Here is a 19,298-nt window from a genome sequence, read left to right as displayed (position 1 = left end):
TTTTATTTTATTTTTTTCGGGAGAAGTCATTTTAGCTGTTTGCCAATAAGGCGGCCGAGCGTCTGGACTGCCCATTCCTGGTCATCATTCCAGGGGTTGGAATTAGTAAGCCGGATACAGTTACGATATCGGTCCTGGCTGGAAAACAGGGAGCCGGGCGTGAAGGTAATACCTTGCTCCACCGCCGCTTCATGGAGCTGCCAGGTATTGACTTTAGAGGGCAGCACGACCCATAAACTGATGCCTCCGTTGGGGCGGGTCAGTTGTGTCTCTCCCGGAAAATATTCCTGTATGGCCTTCGTGATCTGCATGGTTTGCATGTTGAGTGCCTGTCGCAGGGATTTAAGATGAAGGTCCAGTCGTTGCTGATCCAGAAATTTTGTCAGTACCAGTTGCGGTAACAGGCCTGTGCTGGCAGAAGTCATGAATTTAAGTTGAGCAATTTTTTCATGGTAGCGTCCTCCAATTACCCAGCCAATGCGCAAACCGGCGGCAATGGATTTGGACCAGGAAGAACAATACAATACCAGTCCTTCTTCATCATACGATTTAACTGTTCGGGGCCGCTCCGGCGCAAAGTGCAGATCTCCATATACATCGTCTTCTATTAACGGTACCTGGTATTGCTGCAATAGTTTCGCCAATTGTTCCTTGTTGTTATCCGGCATACAGCTGCCAAGGGGATTATTGTAGTTGGTGACGAACAGGCAGGCCTGTACTTTCTTTTGTTTAAAGGCATCTTCGAGTTTATCGAGGCTAACGCCGGTCACCGGGTCGGTAGGTATCTCCAGTGCTTTCATACCCAGACTTTCAATGCCCAGCAGCAGGCCGAAAAAAGTGGGTGATTCTATGGCAATGGTATCGCCGGCTTTGGCCACTGCACGCAAACATAGTACTGCTGCTTCAATGGCGCCATTGGTCACGATGATTTCGTTAGGTGATACCGCACGTCCCCAGTTGAGGCAGTGCCTGGCTATATGGCGCCGGAAAGGCTCGTGGCCGGTAATATCACCGTAAGGGATATACGAAGTATCGAGCTCGCGGGCACAGAGCTGAAGCGCTTTCTTTAGCTTGACGGAAGGCAGCAGGGAGGTATCCGGGGAGGCGCCTATCAGTGAAATGGTTTTCTGCGACTGACTTGTTTTCCTGAACATGGCCAGCTTTTCGTTGATCTGTACTTTGCCCGCCGTAGGCAGCGGATTTGATACCGGTGGTAGTTTAGGCCGGATATTATGTGCATAATGAACAAAGTATCCTGATTTTTCTCTTGCTTCCACCCAGCCTTTTTTTTCCAGGTGGGTGTATACCTGTAATGCGGTACTGATACTGATACCATGTTCCTGGTGTAACGACCGAACAGACGGAAGTTTGTCACCTACGGTATATACGCCGCCGCTGATCATTTGCTGAATTTTTTCCGCCAGTTTCAGGTATATAAACCCGTTATTTTTTTTCATCTCCCTAAAGGTAATCTGTTATGCTTTAATATTCGTAATTCTGTATCTGTTTTGGTGGTGTTTTTTGCTGTTATTTTGTATCCACAAATCACTATCATGACAGTTGTTAAACGGATCGCTTATACATTGGCTCAACTTTGCCGGGAGTGGAAATTTCCGGAGGCGCAGGCAACTCTTTTTCACGAGGATGCGGTAAACGTAGAACCGGACGGCCGTATTACCACAGGGCTGCCGGCTATCATGGCTAAAGAGCAGCTGTTCCTGGACAATATCCTGGAGCGGCATCTGCTGGAAATATCGGAGCCCATAGTAGCGGACGACTATTTTGCGTTGCAGCTGCTGATGGATGTTACCATCGTCAACATCGGCCGGCGAACGAGAAACGAACTATGCGTGTATCATGTAAAAGATGGTAAGATCATCCGCGAACAATTTTTCTATTAAAACATTCACTTAATAAACACCTACTATTATGGAAGCAAGAATGGACATTTACAAGCTCGTACCGGGAGCGTTGAAAGCCTTAACGGGGTTACAGGATTTTATTAATTCTATTGGTCTCGATAAGACTTTATCTGAACTCATAAAAATCCGCGCCTCCCAGATCAACGGCTGTGCTTTTTGTTTGAACATGCACACCAAAGATGCCCGCAAAATGGGGGAAACCGAGCAGCGTATTTATGGCTTGAATGCCTGGCATGAAGCGCCTTACTATACCGACAAAGAACGTGCAGCGCTGGGGCTCACAGAATCGGTAACACTGGTAAGCACTACCCATGTACCGGATGATGTATACAATGCTGCGCTGGCAGTATTTACACCGGAAGAGGTAGCGCAAATTACACTCGCTATTGTGATGATCAATGCTTGGAACCGGATCGCCATTACAGCGAGGGCTCAACCGATAGGATAATTCCGCGAATTGTTGTCTTTATCCAGGATTATACTGATTAAACTGATTTTTGCTTTTGATGAGTTTGAATGATTAAGTAGTCATTTAAAAATCGGGGAAAACAAAATCAGTATCATCAGTATAATCCTGGATAAAGACAAAAAATAGCAAGAAATCGCAGTTGTCTCCAATTTGCATTGCTTAATTTTGAGTATGGCTTTGCAGAAAATATTAATTCCCATTCGTGAGGCGCAGCACTTTTCTTTTGAGGAGTGTCTGCGCTTCCTGGGAAGATCAGACAGGGAATGCTTACATTATATCCGTAATGGAAAAGTGCAACGGATGCTGTTATCAGAAGGCGAACCTGTGGTAGTGGAAATTGCACCCGGCCGGAAGCCCGATCACCTGGAAGTGACGGTACTGGCGCCATTGGGAGTAGCAATAGCAGAAGAACCCATTAAGAAATTTATTACGCACTGGTTACACCTGGACGCCAGCCTGCAATCTTTTTACGATTATACAGAAACAGACCCGTTGTTAAAGGGATTGGCGCAGGAATACCATGGCCTGCGGCTGATAGGGATGCCCGATCTGTTTGAAGCTATCAGCTGGCCTATTATAGGTCAACAGATCAACCTCGCTTTTGCTTATACACTCCGTCAACGTTTTATTACCAACTTTGGTTATCATGCCGTGGTAAACGATACTGATTTTTATTTATATCCGCATCCGGCGGTGGTAGCGGCTTTGGCGCCTGAGCAATTGGCGCCGATGCAGTTTTCCCGTAGCAAGGCATTGTACCTGGTAGAAACGGCTAAACAAATGGCGAATGGTTATCTGACCGAAGCGGTGCTGGACGTCATGAGTTATGAGGCTGCATTGGAAAGACTGGTAGCCATCAAAGGAATTGGCAACTGGTCGGCCAATTATGCGCTGATGAAATACCGTCGTTTTCCACAATCTGTGCTGCTGGAAGACGTTGGTTTGCAGAATGCTATAAAAAATAGATTAGATTTGGAAAGCAAACCTTCCATGACTGCATTACAGGAATACACCCGGCCATGGAAGGAGCATGCTGCATATGCCACTTTTTATTTGTGGAGGTCCTTATTACCCCAATAGATTATTAGCATGGAAGAAGGAGTATATCATCTACGTATAGACACCCCCGTTGGTCCGTTATTAATCAGCGGAACTGCTCAATTCATTAATGCAGTATCTTTCACGGAGGAGCCGGCGGTTGATTTTCCGCAGGCACCTGCTTTATTGCTTGATTGTGCACAGCAGCTGTATGAATACTTTGCCGGCGACCGTAAAGTATTTGATCTCCCACTTTCACAGGAAGGCACCGAATTTCAGCAATCTGTGTGGCAACAGCTATTAGCTATTCCATTCGGACAAACGATTTCCTATCAGCAGCTGGCCCGCCGGATTCATAATCCTAAAAGTATTCGTGCAGTAGGTACTACCAATGGAAAAAACAGGCTGGCTATCATTGTGCCCTGTCACCGGGTGATAGGCGCCAATGGCACGCTGACCGGCTATGCCGGCGGTATCTGGCGTAAACGCTGGCTGATAGAACATGAAAGAGTAGACTTGTTTACCGGATTGCTCTAGTCGCACTGTTTTTCCGTGTCGGAAAAACGTCTCCAATCTGATATCCTCAAAATTTACAAAACTGCATCTGTTTTAACACCAATAATTGTCTCAATTTTGACCCTGAATTACAATCGATAACATATCAACGTCGCGTAACCATGGATTTGAAATTGCAGGATGATCTGAAACATACAGATCAGCTATTACAGTTAACCAAAGACTTTAGCAGTAGGTTTTTATCCTCTATAGATAAGCTGGCAGCCGATAAGCAGGTAGAGATCAATGGTGAAGTGTCGATTCCTGATGCGGGAATCGGCGGGGGCGCTGCATTGGAAATGTTCCGGCAACGGTATGGTCATGGTATTACTGCTGCTGCGGGCCCACGCTACTGGGGCTTTGTAACCGGAGGCGTGACGCCTGCTTCCCTGATGGGGGATTGGCTGACTTCCGCTATGGATTTGAATTCATCAGATAAAAGTTCAGTTGCTTTTTACATAGAAACGGAAACCATTGCTTTATTAAAAGAATTGTTTGGATTACCGGACGAGTTCCTCGGCTGCTTTGTTACCGGCGCCACCATGTCCAACTTTACAGGACTTGCTGTGGGGCGGCAATGGCTGGGACAGCAGCTGGGTGTGGATATTGCAGCTGATGGCATGGCGGCATTATCCGGATTGAAAGTATTGTCAGGTACTCCGCATTCCAGTATCAGCAAGGCCATGTCTATGCTGGGATTAGGCCGGAATAACCTGGTACGTATAGCCGTGCCCGAGCATCGTGAATGTGTGGACATACCGGCATTAAAAAAGTATTTGCAGGAAAATAAAGGCCCTTTTATTTATGTAGCCAATGCAGGCACCGTGAATACGGTAGATTTTGATGACATCGCCGAGTTGGTGAAACTGCGTGATGAGTATGGCTTCTGGCTGCATGTGGATGCTGCTTTTGGTGGCTTTGCTGCTTGCAGTGATCAATGGAAACATTTGTTGAATGGATGGGAGCAGGCAGACAGCATCACCATTGATGCACATAAATGGTTGAATGTTCCCTATGATGCTGCGATGATTTTTTGCAGACACCCGCAATTGCAAACGATGGTATTTCAGAATGCCGGTGCTGCCTATCTCGGTGACCCGTCGGCACAATTCAACTTCATTAATCACATCCCTGAAAACTCGCGGAGGCAGCGTGCCTTGCCTGCATGGTTTTCATTGATGGCCTACGGCAAAGAAGGCTATCGCTGGATGGTAGAAAATAATATTACGCTGGCCAAACAATTGGGCAGTTTGCTCGCAGACGATCCGAATTTTGTGTTACTGGCGCCGGTAAGACTCTGCGTAGTTTGTTTTACCCTGAATGTAGCAGCAACAGAAGAAGCAGCGGCAGTGGAAGAATACCTGGAGATCCTGAATGCCTCCGGGGTAGTATGTATGACGGCTACGGTATACGATGGGCGGCAAGCCATCCGGGCGGCGCTGGTGAACTGGAGAACCAGCGGGAAAGATGTGACCATGGTGTATGACGCCATGAAAGTGCTCGCAGAAAAAATAGTGAATAAATATACTTATGCGTAAACAAAACAAAAATGCTTACATCGCACTTGCCATTGTAAGTATTTTCTGGGGGACCACTTACCTGGCTTCCAGTGTAGGGGTGAGGCATATGCACGGCGTAATGCTGGCAGGCATAAGACAGGGAGTAGCCGGATTTTTGATTACAGGCTTCTTTTTACTGAAGGGATATAAGTTACCGGAGAAGATGGTGTTGTCGAAGTTGTTTATCATAGGCACGCTGATGCTTTGTGGTGGTAATGGCTTACTTACCTGGGCCATGAAATATATTCCCAGTGGATTAGGGGCGATCATTGCAGCCACCATTCCTATCTGGATCACCATTGCCAGCTATTTCCTGGTGCAGCGTACGCGGCTCAGCTTACAGCTGATCATTGGAATGATCCTCGGCTTTGGCGGCGTGGCGGGCATCTTCTATAATTATTTGTCCAGCCTGATGAATCCGGATTTCCAGTTTGGTATCCTCATCGCGTTTGGCTCCTGTATTTTCTGGGCACTGGGTTCTGTACTTACTGCCAAATGGGCACTGGGCGTAAATTACCTGTATGGTGCCGGCTTCCAGATGTTTTTTAGCGGCATCATTATGTTGATAGTAGCTACTTTCTTCCTGGGGCAGCATATAGAAGTAAGTACATTCACAACAGAGCTATGGGAAAGCCTGCTGTACCTGGTATTGGTAGGATCAGTATTTTCCTATTCTGCCTATGTATTTGCACTGAACAATCTGCCACCGGCACAGGTATCTATTTATGCTTACATCAATCCGGTGGTAGCAGTGCTGCTGGGCTGGTTGATTTTACATGAGCAACTTACGTGGCTGACAGGGATTTGTTCACTGATTACTATCGGCGGTGTATACCTGGTAAATAATGCCATCAATAAGAATAAGAAAAGTCTTGCCATGACTACAAAATAGTAATAGCTATATTTTTTAAGGTAGAAGTTAATAGTCAGATGTTCACCCCGGTTTTCACCGGACAGAGCATCTTTTCTTTTGTTGGGGAAATGCGTTAAATTGAGCAGGCATTCAATAAAATATTATCTTATGGAAGTTATTCAGGCAACGGAGTTACATACCAATGAAGTGGCGGTATTGTTTGATGCTTACCGCGGTTATTATGATCAGGCCCCGGATTTCAAAGGAGCGCTCGCTTTTATTACTGAGAGAATTGAAAAAAAAGACAGTGAAATATTTGTGGTGCTGGAAGGAGACGAAATTGTGGGCTTCACACAACTGTACCCGATATTTACTTCTTTGGGTATGAAAAGAGGTTGGTTATTGAATGATTTATATGTGCTGGAAGAACATCGTGGTAAAGGTGCTGGCAAAGCCCTGATAAATGCTGCTACCGCACACGGCAAAAAAACGAACGCCGCCTGGCTGATGTTGCAGACCTATATTGCCAACACAACTGCACAGGCACTTTATGAAAAAGTAGGGTTCATAAAGGATACAAATTCTTATTACTATTATAAATCACTCTAAAAGAATTACGAATTAAGAATTACGAATTACGGATTTGGGAGTTGATAACAGCAGATGATCAACATTTGACTATCTACCCACAAATCCGTCATTCGTAATGCTTAATTCGTAATTTTATTCTACATGGACACAACGAAGAACCCCTGGACGATTCATTCCAGGGAAACGAGATACGATAATAACTGGATCAGCGTATGGCATCATGAAGGACTGAATCCTGCGGGCGGTGCTGGCATTTATGGCGTGGTACATTTTAAAAACCAGGCCATAGGCGTGGTGGCGCTGGATGAGGAGATGAATATTTACCTGGTAGGGCAGTATCGTTTCCCATTAGAGCGGTTTAGCTGGGAAATCCCGGAAGGCGGCGGCCCATTGGGGGAAGATCCACTGGACAGTGCCAAAAGGGAATTGCTGGAGGAAACCGGGCTGGTGGCCACGCATTGGGAAGTGATTACGAGGATGGACCTGTCCAACTCCGTTTCTGACGAAGAAGGAGTGGTATTTCTGGCCAGAGGGCTGGAACAGCGGGAGGCGGAACCGGAAGATACGGAGCAGTTATTTGTTAAAAAAGTGCCTTTTGAAGAAGCCTATCGTATGGTAAAAGACTTTGAAATCACTGATTCCTTATCGGTAGCGGCTATACAAAAAGTGAAGCTCATGGGCTATGAAGGCTTATTAAACAAATAAACCCGTTACCTTTGCAGCACATGGAAAGGAAATTTAACGCTTTCAAAGGTGAAAGAAGAGAAGGGCAAAGCGGCCCTAAAAAATATGCAACGCAGCGGCCAAAGCAATCTACCATGATTATTGGCCGGCAGCCGATGCTGGAGGCTTTGAGCTCCGGCAAGTCCATTGAGCGCATTTTTATGCTGCGCACTGCCACGGGCGAAATCATCCCGCAAATACGGGAAATGGCCCTGGCGAATAATATTCCGGTCAATTATGTACCGGTAGAAAAGCTCAACGGGCTTACCCAGGCCAACCACCAGGGAGTGGTAGGCATTGCAGGGAATGTTACCTACCTGGATTTACAGGATGTAATATCTCATGTGATAGACCAGGGAGAAACACCCCTGTTCCTGATCCTGGATGGTATTACAGATGTACGTAATATAGGCGCCATTGCCCGCAGCGCAGTGTGTTGCGGCGCGCAGGCCATCATTATTCCCGATAAAGGCATCGCCGCACTGAATGAAGAAGCCGTAAAATCCTCCGCAGGCGCCCTGGAAAAGATTTCCGTTTGCCGCGTTAACAGCCTGAATAAAGCCATTGATACCCTGCACCTCAACGGTATTAAAGTACTGGCGAGTGAAATGGAAACCGACATCAAATTGTACGACTGTGATCTGAAAGAGCCGGTAGCCGTTATTATGGGATCGGAAGATAAAGGCGTATACCCCGCACTGATTAAAGCTTCCGATGTACTGTTTCGTATACCCATGGCCGGTAACTTTGAATCATTCAACGTATCGGTGGCCGCAGGAATTATTCTTTACGAAGCACTGAAACAAAGAACAGTAAATATATAGGGACTATGCGGAGTGTGTCTTTCCCAGGATTATACTGATTATACTGATTTCCATTTTTTATGATTTTTAAAGATGATCTGATCCTTAAAAATCTTACAAGACAAAATCAGTATAATCAGTATAATCCTGGGAAAGACAAACTCCGCATACCACAAATGGTTTGTTATGCTAAAATTAATTGAATGCCCGCGTGATGCGATGCAGGGATGGCACCGGATGATCAGCACTGATGAGAAGGTGAAGTACCTGGATGCTTTGTTAAAAGTTGGTTTTGATACGATTGATTTTGGAAGTTTTGTATCTCCCAAAGCCATTCCGCAAATGGCTGATACGAAAGACGTATTACCCCGGCTGCAGTTATCCGGCACTAAAAGCAAGTTGCTGGCAATTGTAGCAAATATGCGCGGTGCGGAAGAAGCCGTGGTATTTGATGAAATCAATTACCTGGGTTTTCCTTTCTCGATTTCAGAAACATTTCAGTTAAGAAATACGAATAAAACTATTGCAGAGTCACTGGAACAGGTACACTCCATGCAGGAACTCTGTATCAAAAACAGGAAAGAACTGGTAGTATACATTTCCATGGGCTTCGGTAATCCTTACGGAGACCCGTACAGCCATGAAATTGTATTGCAATGGGTAGAAGAAATGGTGAAGATGGAAATAGGCATTATCTCCCTCGCTGATACAGTAGGCGTAGCGGAACCCGCCACCATTACCGGTTTGTTTAAACACCTGATTCCCGCTTATCCGGATGTGGAATTTGGCGCACATTTTCACGCAGCGCCCTACAACTGGGAAGAAAAAGTACGGGCAGCCTACGAACAGGGTTGCAAACGCTTTGATAGCTCCATTAAAGGTATTGGCGGTTGTCCGATGGCGAAAGATGAACTGGTAGGTAACCTGGCTACTGAAAACCTGATTGCTTTCTGTCATCAGCGGAAAGAGCCGCTCACACTGGATATGACAGCATTACGCGGTGCACAGCGACTGGCAGATGCCGTTTTTAAAGATTAACTGTAATACATGCAATTTCATTTGAGTTTTCCGGTAGCTCCACTCTCTACTGCTATTCAATATAAGCAGGAGTTGTTGCTGATGGGTTCCTGTTTTGCGGAAGAAATAGGCGAAAAGTTGCAGGAACACCGGTTTAATACCCTTATTAATCCACACGGTATTTTATATAATCCACTGAGTATTACAGGTGCATTAACCAGTTACCTGGATGGGAAAGTATATACCCGGGAAGACTTATTTCAACATAACGATTCCTGGAACAGCTGGGATCATCATAGTCGTTTTTCTGGCCTTACGCCCGAAGCTGCCCTCGAAAACATCAATCGTATGCAGGCGGCAGCCGTGCAATCCATCGATCAGGCCGACTGGCTTATACTAACGCTGGGATCTGCACATGCCTATGTATTAAAAGAAAACAGCCGCCTGGTGGGTAACTGCCATAAAGTGCCGGCCGGAAATTTTTACAAACGCCTGCTGACGGTAGATGAAGTAGTGACGGCGCTGGACAACGTGATGCACCGTTTATTTTTCCGTAATAAGAAAATTAATATACTCTTCACCGTTAGCCCGGTACGATATATCCGGGATGGGGTAGTGGAAAATAATCTCAGCAAAGCGGTATTACTGCAGGCAGTGCACCATCTCGTTAATAAATTTAACCGCCTCTTTTATTTCCCGGCCTATGAGCTGGTGATAGATGATTTGCGCGATTATCGCTTTTATAAAGAAGACCTGGTACATCCGAATGAACTGGCCATCAATTATGTATGGCAACAGGTGATCAAAGCCTGTATCAGTGAAGGTAGTCAGGGGTTGCTGCACCAGATCGCAGACATTAACCGCGCCGCGCATCACCGGCCTTTTAACCCGGAAAGCAGTCAGCATAAACAGTTTTTGCATACGTATGCCGGAAGGGTGAAACAGTTGATGGCGGAGCATCCGGAGCTGAAGCTCGATGACTTACACGCGTGCTTTCTTGCGTAGGGTGGGATGAGTGCGATTTTTTGTCTTGGAGCAGGATTATACTGATTTTGATGATTTTCCTGAGTTTATTTTCTTGATTTTTACAGGAATTAAAAAAGATTAGCGAAGACAGATGCGATATTCGCTTCTATCTTCGCTAATCTTTTTTAATCATAAAAAACTCAGGAAAATCATCAAAATCAGTATAATCCTGCTCCAAGACAAAAAATCGCTTACAGCGGAATACCTCTTTTATCTTTCAGATAAATAATACCTACAATAAAGCAGATCACTGCGATACTGATCGGGTAGATCAGTCCTGCCAGGTGGTTACCGGTTTGGGTAACCAGGATGGTGGAAATGGTGGGCAACAAGCCACCAAATACGCCATTACCAATATGATAGGGGAGTGACATCGAAGTATACCGGATGCGTGTTGGAAACAGTTCCACCAGGAAAGCTGCGATAGGTGCATATACCATGGTTACAAAAAGTACCTGTATAAAGATGAGTAACACCAGGTAAGTGATGTTAAGCCGGCTTACGGTCAGTTCTTTTTTATCGCCGGTTTCTTTCAGGGTGCTGCCATCGGTGTAGCTGTGTACACGGGTGGTTTTGCTGACCATTTGTCCAGCATCGTTTTTAGCGAAGTTGCTTTCAATTTTGAACAGATCTGTTTGTTCCTGTTTCAGTTTAATATTGCCGATGTTATCCATCACCTGGTAGATCGGGTAGTAGGCCAGTGCCGCCAGCAGCATGCCGGTAAGCATGATTTTTTTACGCCCGATGCGATCAGACAGGGAGCCGAAGTAAATAAAGAAGGGCGTACCCAGGAGCAGTGCAATGGCAATGATAATATTGGATTGCACAAATTCTATGTTCATGGTTTTCTGCAGAAAGGAAAGCGCATAGAACTGACCGGTGTACCATACTACACCCTGTCCCATGGCGGCGCCAAACAATGCAATCAGCACGAGTTTCAGGTTTTCTTTATTGGCAAAGCTTTCTTTTATGGGATTGGTGGACGTTTTCCCTTCTTTCTTCATTTGTGCAAAGAGGGGTGATTCGTGCAGGCGTATCCGTATATAATACGACATGATCACCAACAGCACAGAGAGCAGGAAAGGAATACGCCAGCCGTAGTTGTTGAAATCTTCCGGTGTCATGAGCATGCGGGTAAGCAGGATCACACCCAGAGATACAAAGAGTCCCAGTGTAGCCGTTGTTTGTATAAAGCTGGTATAATAGCCACGGCGGTTGTCCGGCGAGTGTTCTGCCACATAGGTAGCCGCGCCGCCGTATTCACCACCGAGGGCAAGGCCCTGGGCCAACCGGAGTATCAGTACTAATATGGGGGCCAGTATACCAATAGTATGATAGCTGGGAATAAGGCCAATAGCAAAGGTGGATCCGCCCATAATGAGGAGTGTGAGGAGGAACGTGTATTTACGTCCTACCATATCTCCCAGGCGACCAAATACAATGGCGCCAAAGGGGCGTACAATAAATCCCACTGCAAAGGTGGCCAGCGTAGCAATGTAGGCCAGTTGCGGGTTGCTGGGAGGAAAGAACTTTTCCGCAATGATGGCGGATAAACTGCCAAAGATGTAGAAATCGTACCATTCAATGAGCGTGCCTGCTGACGAGGCCATGATTACCTGCCAGATGTTTTGCGAGGGGAGCGAGTTTTTCATAAATGTAGCGTTATAGCTGTTAGCTTTAAGCTGTTAGCTTTTAGACTGCGTTTTGTTTTTAAAGATTTTGGCTTTCGGCACGGAGCCTTGGCGCATTGATAATAACGTGTTTTTTATAGCTGTTAGCTTTAAGCTGTTAGCTTTTAGACTGCGTTTTGATTTTGGCTTTCGGCACTGAGCCTTAGCACATTGACAATAACATGTTTTTAGCTGTTTGCTTGTAGCCGGTAGGGTTTAGCCCGACGGATGCACCCCGCTTTTTGCGTTCTGCTTTCCGCCTTCCGCTTTTTAAGGGGAATAAGATAGCAAATATTTACAATGAGAACAAATGTCTGTCTAAAAATCTCCGGTGCCCCTAATCCTTTAATGTCGATAAAGCCTTATCTTTAATAAGGGCCAATTATTTAAAATGAAGCAGGGACTATCCGTATACATCAGCAGGGTTATAGGTTTATTGTTGTTAGCTACTATCATTTGCCACTATACAGTGGAGGCTCAGCAAACCATCAGTAACAGACCGAAAATAGGCGTGACGCTCAGCGGCGGCGGTGCACGCGGATTGGCGCATATTGGTATCCTGGAAGCTATTGATAGTGCGGGGCTCAAAGTAGACCTGGTTACCGGCACCAGTATGGGCAGCATTGTAGGCGGCCTGTATGCCATGGGGTATTCCGGTAAACAAATTGAAACCGCTGCCCGCAAACTCAACTGGAATAGTTTGTTTTCCAACCAGCCGGTGCTCACCGACATCTCCTACGAAGAAAAAAGAGAGTACAACAAATACATCATTGAAATTCCTTTCGAATACGGCAAGCCGAAACTGGCTTCCGGCGTTATTTCCGGCGAAGCGCTGTGGCTGGAGCTGGCCAATCTTTGCTGGCCGGTAAAGGATGTGAAAAACTTCCAGGACTTTAATATCCCTTTCAAATGTATTGCCACCGATGTGGCTACCGGCGAAATTGTAACGCTCGACAGCGGGGAGATTGTGACCAGTCTCCGCGCCAGTATGGCCATTCCATCTGTTTTTACGGCTGTAAAGATCGGTGACCGCAAACTGGTAGACGGTGGCGTAGTGCGTAACTTTCCCATAATCACGGCCAAAGATATGGGCGCCGACATTGTAATTGGCGCCAATGTGAGTGGTGGCCTGCGCAAGGCAGATCAGCTGCTGACGCCTTTCGATATTCTTTATCAGCTTGGCTTCTATAAGGATGCAGACGACTTTAAAAAAGCGATCAAACACTGTGATATTTATATACCGATGAATAAGGAGCTGGAAAACTATTCCGCTGCGAGCTTCGGAAGTGTGGATTCAATTATTGAAGCCGGACGGAGCAAGGGCAGGGAGTTGTATCCTGTTTTTAAACACCTGGCTGATTCACTGAACGCATTGTATCCTGAGGGCCCATTTGTGGTTAACCGATTACCATTTCCTACAGACATAGAACTTAGCAGCATACACGTAAGTGGGTTGGTGCATTCTGATCAGAAATTTTTTTTACAGCGATTACACTTGAAACCCAATGGATGCTATACACCTGCACAGTTAAGAAATGCTATCCTGAAGGTTTATGGTACCCGATTTTATAAACTGATTACTTACGACCTGGTGCCGGAAGGATATGGTAAAAGCAGGATGGATATTACGGTAGAAGAAAATCCGCTCACCTATGTGAAGGTGGCGCTGAACTATAACACTTTCACGGGCGCGAATGCGATTGTGAATTTGATGCAGCGGAATTTCATTGTTCCCAATTCCCGTTCGTTTGTAACAGTAGCCATCAGCGAAAACCCCCGCCTGGAAGCAGAATACTTCAAGTACCTGGGACGCAGCCGTAATTTCGGATTTGGATTAAGTACCTATTATGAAAATAACGGACTTACTTTTTATGACGATGATTTCAACAGACTGCAGCCCTATCGGAGCAAATATGCCAATGCGAATATGGATATGCAGTACACGATTAGCCGGAATATGTCTATTGGTGCGGGTACGCGCTGGGAGTATATCAAATTCAAACCGCAGTTTTCCAATTTCCAGGACGTACGCGGCAGTACCAATCAGTTGAATACTTATTTGTCTTACGGCATTAACTCCCTGAATCAGAAAATATATCCTACCAAGGGGTTGTTGCTGGATTTTGAGGCCGGATTAATTTACAACCAGCATTCAGGTATTAAAGTAAGTTTTGGCGGAGTAGAACAGAACCTGGATAGTTTAGGTGTTCGCTTCAATAACTATCAGCGGTTTATTCTGAACATGAAATATTATATCCCGATGGGGCGCAAATCGGCTTTGGAACTGGATGGTAATGTTGGCTACAATCTGCATTATAATGAGTCGGTTGTGAATGGTTATGTAGTTGGCGGTATGAGTAATGTGGCACGCAACCAGGTGCCTTTTGTGGGGTTGTATGAAGGAGAGGTGATCACGCCGAAAATAGGAGCGGTGCAGGTGGCGTGGCAATATGAGTTTATCAGGAATTTATTTGCGGTACCGCGAATAGGTGCTGCGATTTACGATGGTGAATTAACCGGGGGAAACCGTTACAAATACCTCAGCGGTTATGGTCTGGGAGCGGGTTACAGCAGCCGTTTAGGTCCTATTGAAGCTACCGTGATGTATAGTGATCAGTCGGGACAACTTAAGTTCTATGTAAATATGGGATTCAACTTTTAGCTTTTAGCTGTTAGCAGTTAGCTTTTAGCAAATGCAGCGAAGATTGATGTATGATGATCTTCGCTGCATTTGCTAAAAGCTAACTGCTAACTGCTAACAGCTGTATCAATGCATTCTGTCTCCGCGTACATCAATATTTTGTAGTATTTCCGCTTCCATCTTCAGCCATTCCTGCCAGCGGTTTCTTACTTTATCTTCCGGAAAATATTCGTTGGCGAGATCAATAAACAGTCGATAGTGACCTGCTTCCGAGATCATGAATTTGCGGTAGAATTCGCGCATGTATTCATCTTCCAAACCTTCACTCAACAGGCGAAAGCGTTCGCAGCTGCGGGCTTCAATCAATGCGAAAATGAGGAGCGCATCGAGGAAGCTATCATCTGCATGGCCACCTTTTACGCGGTTATCCATCAGGGCGTTTACGTATTCATCTTTTCGTTGCCGGCCGAGTGACAAGCCTCGCTTTTTCATTTCAGCAAGTACTTGCCGGAAGTGGCCCCATTCTTCCGTAACAATGGGTGCCAGTTCTTCTACCATTCTTGTTCTTTCCGGGTTGCGCTGAATCAGCGAAATGGCAGAAGATGCCGCCTTTTGCTCGCAATAGGCGTGGTCCGTGAGAATGTCCTGCAATGAAATAGCTGCCAGGTTAACCCATCGGGGGTCAGTAGGCAATTTTAGTCCGAGTATTGATACTTTGCTCATTTGAAAATAACAGTTAGCTGGTAGCTTTTTTGCGAAGATAACGGCAAAGTTTAAATTGTGCATCGCTAAAGACAGATCTATGATGCAGGACAGTACCTCTTTTTTAACGCGTTTGTTGGATGAACGCAGGGAGCAGCAGGCTTTCCGGGAATTACGTTTGCCGGGAGACAAAGTGGATTTTTGTTCCAACGACTACCTGGGACTCGCCAGGAATGCGGAAGTACGTGCCTATATTCATACCCTCATGGAAGAAAGGCATCCTGCCCATGGCAGCACCGGATCGAGGTTGCTGGCGGGTAACTATGAGTGGGTAATGTCTGTGGAAAAAGATCTGGCCAACTTCCACCAGGCAGATGCAGGGCTGATATATAATTCCGGCTATGATGCCAATCTCGGTGTATTTTCCTGTCTGGGCCGGAAAGGGGATACCATCATCTACGATCAGCTGATACATGCTTCTATCCGTGATGGGGTGCGGTTATCCGCGGCACAGTCTTTTTCTTTTCTGCACAGCGATATCACTGACCTGGAGAAAAAACTAAAAAATGCCACCGGGAATATATTTGTTGCCGTAGAATCAGTGTACTCTATGGATGGAGACCTGGCGCCGCTGGCGGCCATTGCAGCACTTTGTGGGCAATATGGCGCACACCTGATAGTAGATGAGGCCCATGCTACCGGTATCATCGGAAACAGGGGAGAAGGACTGGTACAGCAGCTGCAGTTGACCGGCGCATGCTTTGCGCGCATACATACTTTCGGAAAAGCAGTTGGTTGTCATGGTGCCGTGGTACTTGGATCGGAGACATTGCGCGACTACCTGATCAACTTCTCCCGATCCTTTATATACACAACAGCACTGCCGCCGGCGGCACTGGCAGCCATAGAGGCCGGCTATGCCGCATTTCCCTATATGCAGGCAGAAAGAGAAAAACTATCGGCACTGATCCGGCAATTCCAGACCGGCCTGCATCATGTTGAATTACTGGCAGGAAATACACCTATACAGGCCGTGCTCACGAGAGGGAATGACCATACCCGGAAAATAGCCGGCGCATTGCAGTCGGCAGGGCTGGATGTGCGGCCTATACTGCATCCTACGGTGCCTAAAGGATCGGAGCGGCTGCGTATTGTACTGCATAGTTTTAATACCGCAACAGAAGTAGACCGGCTGATAAAAGTATTGCAGGCATAGGCGGTTTTGAATCAAATTTGATGTATTTTACATATTACATCCGATACGTAATATGAGAATCATTCCCGCAATTGTTACCGCCGCAGTTACCTTATCACTTTCTTACGCTTTCAGCCATAAGCTGGGCCAAATACCACCACTGGGAAACCTGTTAAGCCCGCAGACGGGCTTCTGGCAGAATGCAGAGCCAATAGGTGAATTTCCCAAGGAGAAACTGGTATTGCCAGGATTAAGCGGCAAAACGGAAGTATGGTATGATGACCGCATGGTGCCGCATATTTTCGCGGAGAATGAGGCAGACGCATATTACGTACAGGGATATGTAACCGCCCGTGACCGGCTATGGCAGATGGAATTACAGACCTATGCCGCCGCTGGCCGTTTATCTGAAATACTGGGACCTAAACTGGTGCAGTATGACCGCAGACAACGCCGCCTGGGAATGGTATATGCCGCAGAAGGCACCGTTAAACAAATGATGGCCGACCCGGATACCAAAACAGCCGTAACTGCCTATGCTGCGGGCATCAACGCCTACATCGCCACACTTACGCCTGCCACCTACCCGGTAGAATATAAGATCCTGGACTATAAGCCAGAACGTTGGGATGTTATCAAATCCGCGCTGTTGCTGAAATACATGGCGCATGACCTGGCAGGATTCTGTGATGACCTGGAATATACCAATGCACGTCGCCTGTTTTCTATGGCCGACTTCAACCTGCTCTATCCTGACTTTCATGACGCTACCGACCCAATCATACCCAAAGGCACTGCCTTTGCCGCTGCTTCTGCAAAGGCCACCGCGCCGCCAGACAGTATAGTGGCTGCAGATGCTGCTTTCATGAAATTTAAAATGGATAAACCTGATCCGGCTAACGGCAGCAATAACTGGGCGGTAGCCGGCAGCAAAACCCGCTCAGGCGCTCCCATCCTATGCAGCGATCCACACCTGGGACTCTCACTGCCCTCTCTCTGGTATGAAGTACAGATACATACACCTGCCATGAATGTATACGGGGCCTCACTCCCCGGCGCTCCCGGCGTCATCATTGGTTTCAACGACCACATTGCCTGGGGTGTTACCAACGGAGAAGAAGATGTAAAAGATTTCTACCGTATGCAGTTCCGCAACGGCATCTCAGAATATTTGTATAACGGCAGCTATCGCAAGGCCGATCTGCGTGTGGAAGACATCAAAGTAAGAGGCGGTGCTACGATACATGATACCGTTGCCTACACCGTTTTTGGCCCGGTACTCTTTGACAACACTTTCCCCGATAAAACTGTGGGGCAAACGTTTCTGGCCATGCGCTGGAAAGCACTGGACCCTTCCAATGAACTGGCTGCCTTTAACAGGCTAAATAAGGCCAGTAATTACGAAGATTACCTGGCGGCCCTCTCTACGTATACCTGCCCGGCCCAGAACTTCGTATTTGCCGATAAAGCCGGCGATATCGCTATCTGGCATAACGGGCAATATCCACTCCGTTGGAAAAATCAGGGTAAATGGATCATGCCCGGTACAGACAGCACCTATGCCTGGCAGGGATTTATTCCTCATGAAGAGTTGCCGCATATCAAGAATCCGGCACGGGGCTTTGTCAGCTCCGCCAATCAACGGCCTACAGACAGCACTTATCCTTATGCGCTATATGGTGAATACGATCTTTACCGCGGTGCCCGCATCAACGAACGACTGGCGGCCATGAACGCCATTACCGCAGTGGATATGCAGCAGTTGCAGAATGATGATAAGAACCTGTTTGCCGCCGCGGCAATGCCTATGATCAGGCAACATATTGACACCGCATCGCTGACCGCAGAGCAACAACCCTACTGGCAACTGCTTTCTTCCTGGGACTTTATGGCTACGCCAGATAGTAAAGCTGCCACCATTTTCAATCAGCTGTGGAGTCACCTGGAAGATACGATCTGGCAAGATGAACTCCGTCCGAAAGACACGACCATTCTTACTTATCCGCAATCCATCACCACCCTGCAACTTTTACTACGCGACACTGCCTTTCATTTTATTGATAATATCAATACACCACAAAAAGAAACTTTGTCGCAGTTGCTGCAAGGCGTATTTACCGCTACTGTAAAAGAAATGTCAGAGCTTAATAAAGCTGGCAGACTGGAACTGGGCAAAGCGCGTGGCACAGATATTAACCACCTTTCCCGTGGTATTCCTGCATTCAGTGCATTGCACCTGAATACCGGCGGCGGACAACATATTGTCAATGCTACAAAGCAAACGCATGGCCCTTCCTGGCGTATGATCGTACAGCTTTCTGATAAAACAGAAGCGATCGGTATTTATCCCGGTGGACAGAGCGGAAATCCGGGTAGTCCGTTTTATGATAACAGCGTAAATGATTGGGCAGTGGGTAAGTATTACCAGCTGCATGTTTTCAATAAGGAAGAAAAAGATGACGCTGTAATCCGCTACAAGCTTGTGTTTACAGGGAAGTGATAAAAATAGTTTCAACAAAATTTGGCTGGAATTA

At 46.5% G+C, this 19,298-nt stretch carries 17 protein-coding genes; 14 read left to right on the top strand and 3 right to left on the bottom strand.

The genetic code is table 11. From position 1 onward, the window contains the following. Nucleotides 1-26: 26 nt before the first annotated feature. A complete protein-coding gene (locus AB4Z08_RS19260; RefSeq protein ID WP_441575396.1) occupies nt 27-1,457 on the bottom strand; it encodes an aminotransferase-like domain-containing protein in 1,431 nt (476 codons plus the stop codon). 96 nt (nt 1,458-1,553) lie between these two features. Between AB4Z08_RS19260 and AB4Z08_RS19255 the strand changes: the two genes are divergently transcribed. From AB4Z08_RS19255 to AB4Z08_RS19205, 11 genes are all read left to right on the top strand, one after another. After that, nucleotides 1,554-1,901 (top strand): SnoaL-like domain-containing protein, encoded by a 348-nt coding sequence (locus AB4Z08_RS19255; protein ID WP_441575395.1) that lies wholly within the window; start codon nt 1,554-1,556, stop codon nt 1,899-1,901. 28 nt (nt 1,902-1,929) lie between these two features. Then, complete coding sequence (locus AB4Z08_RS19250; protein ID WP_441575394.1) at nt 1,930-2,370, top strand: carboxymuconolactone decarboxylase family protein; 441 nt, start codon at nt 1,930-1,932, stop codon at nt 2,368-2,370. Between the two features lie 192 nt (nt 2,371-2,562). Further along, entirely contained in the window at nt 2,563-3,471 is a 909-nt protein-coding gene (locus AB4Z08_RS19245; protein WP_441575393.1) for a DNA-3-methyladenine glycosylase family protein, read from the top strand. A 9-nt stretch (nt 3,472-3,480) separates the two neighbouring features. Continuing rightward, nucleotides 3,481-3,966 carry a methylated-DNA--[protein]-cysteine S-methyltransferase gene (locus AB4Z08_RS19240; protein WP_441575392.1) on the top strand — a complete coding sequence of 162 codons (486 nt, stop codon included), beginning with the start codon at nt 3,481-3,483 and terminating at the stop codon, nt 3,964-3,966. Between the two features lie 140 nt (nt 3,967-4,106). Beyond that, a complete protein-coding gene (locus AB4Z08_RS19235; RefSeq protein WP_441575391.1) occupies nt 4,107-5,522 on the top strand; it encodes a pyridoxal phosphate-dependent decarboxylase family protein in 1,416 nt (471 codons plus the stop codon). Further along, nucleotides 5,515-6,435 (top strand): EamA family transporter, encoded by a 921-nt coding sequence (locus AB4Z08_RS19230; protein WP_441575390.1) that lies wholly within the window; start codon nt 5,515-5,517, stop codon nt 6,433-6,435. Before AB4Z08_RS19235 ends, AB4Z08_RS19230 begins: the two co-directional genes overlap by 8 nt. 129 nt (nt 6,436-6,564) lie before the next feature. After that, nucleotides 6,565-7,005 carry a GNAT family N-acetyltransferase gene (locus tag AB4Z08_RS19225; RefSeq protein WP_441575389.1) on the top strand — a complete coding sequence of 147 codons (441 nt, stop codon included), beginning with the start codon at nt 6,565-6,567 and terminating at the stop codon, nt 7,003-7,005. A gap of 123 nt (nt 7,006-7,128) precedes the next feature. Further along, nucleotides 7,129-7,692, top strand: coding sequence for an NUDIX domain-containing protein (locus AB4Z08_RS19220; protein ID WP_441575388.1), 564 nt, complete (start codon nt 7,129-7,131; stop codon nt 7,690-7,692). Nucleotides 7,693-7,712: 20 nt separating this feature from the next. Next, complete coding sequence (rlmB, locus tag AB4Z08_RS19215) at nt 7,713-8,534, top strand: 23S rRNA (guanosine(2251)-2'-O)-methyltransferase RlmB (RefSeq protein ID WP_441575387.1); 822 nt, start codon at nt 7,713-7,715, stop codon at nt 8,532-8,534. A gap of 165 nt (nt 8,535-8,699) precedes the next feature. Further along, nucleotides 8,700-9,551 carry a hydroxymethylglutaryl-CoA lyase gene (locus AB4Z08_RS19210; protein ID WP_441575386.1) on the top strand — a complete coding sequence of 284 codons (852 nt, stop codon included), beginning with the start codon at nt 8,700-8,702 and terminating at the stop codon, nt 9,549-9,551. A 9-nt stretch (nt 9,552-9,560) separates the two neighbouring features. After that, nucleotides 9,561-10,535, top strand: coding sequence for a GSCFA domain-containing protein (locus tag AB4Z08_RS19205; protein ID WP_441575385.1), 975 nt, complete (start codon nt 9,561-9,563; stop codon nt 10,533-10,535). Nucleotides 10,536-10,747: 212 nt separating this feature from the next. On the opposite strand, the gene AB4Z08_RS19200 is transcribed toward AB4Z08_RS19205, so the two are convergent. Next, nucleotides 10,748-12,208, bottom strand: coding sequence for an MFS transporter (locus AB4Z08_RS19200; RefSeq protein WP_441575384.1), 1,461 nt, complete (start codon nt 12,206-12,208; stop codon nt 10,748-10,750). 409 nt (nt 12,209-12,617) lie between these two features. Here AB4Z08_RS19200 and AB4Z08_RS19195 point away from each other — a divergent pair, with 409 nt between their 5' ends. Further along, complete coding sequence (locus AB4Z08_RS19195) at nt 12,618-14,888, top strand: patatin-like phospholipase family protein (RefSeq protein ID WP_441575383.1); 2,271 nt, start codon at nt 12,618-12,620, stop codon at nt 14,886-14,888. A gap of 105 nt (nt 14,889-14,993) precedes the next feature. On the opposite strand, the gene AB4Z08_RS19190 is transcribed toward AB4Z08_RS19195, so the two are convergent. Further along, nucleotides 14,994-15,590, bottom strand: coding sequence for a tRNA-(ms[2]io[6]A)-hydroxylase (locus tag AB4Z08_RS19190; protein WP_134643393.1), 597 nt, complete (start codon nt 15,588-15,590; stop codon nt 14,994-14,996). Between the two features lie 79 nt (nt 15,591-15,669). Here AB4Z08_RS19190 and AB4Z08_RS19185 point away from each other — a divergent pair, with 79 nt between their 5' ends. Next, entirely contained in the window at nt 15,670-16,785 is a 1,116-nt protein-coding gene (locus AB4Z08_RS19185) for an aminotransferase class I/II-fold pyridoxal phosphate-dependent enzyme (protein ID WP_441575382.1), read from the top strand. Nucleotides 16,786-16,837: 52 nt separating this feature from the next. Beyond that, nucleotides 16,838-19,264 carry a penicillin acylase family protein gene (locus AB4Z08_RS19180; protein ID WP_441575381.1) on the top strand — a complete coding sequence of 809 codons (2,427 nt, stop codon included), beginning with the start codon at nt 16,838-16,840 and terminating at the stop codon, nt 19,262-19,264. Nucleotides 19,265-19,298: the final 34 nt, after the last annotated feature.

The organism is Chitinophaga sp. RAB17 (assembly GCF_052114225.1).
Lineage (GTDB): Bacteria > Bacteroidota > Bacteroidia > Chitinophagales > Chitinophagaceae > Chitinophaga.
This window is presented reverse-complemented; position numbering and strand designations above follow the sequence as displayed.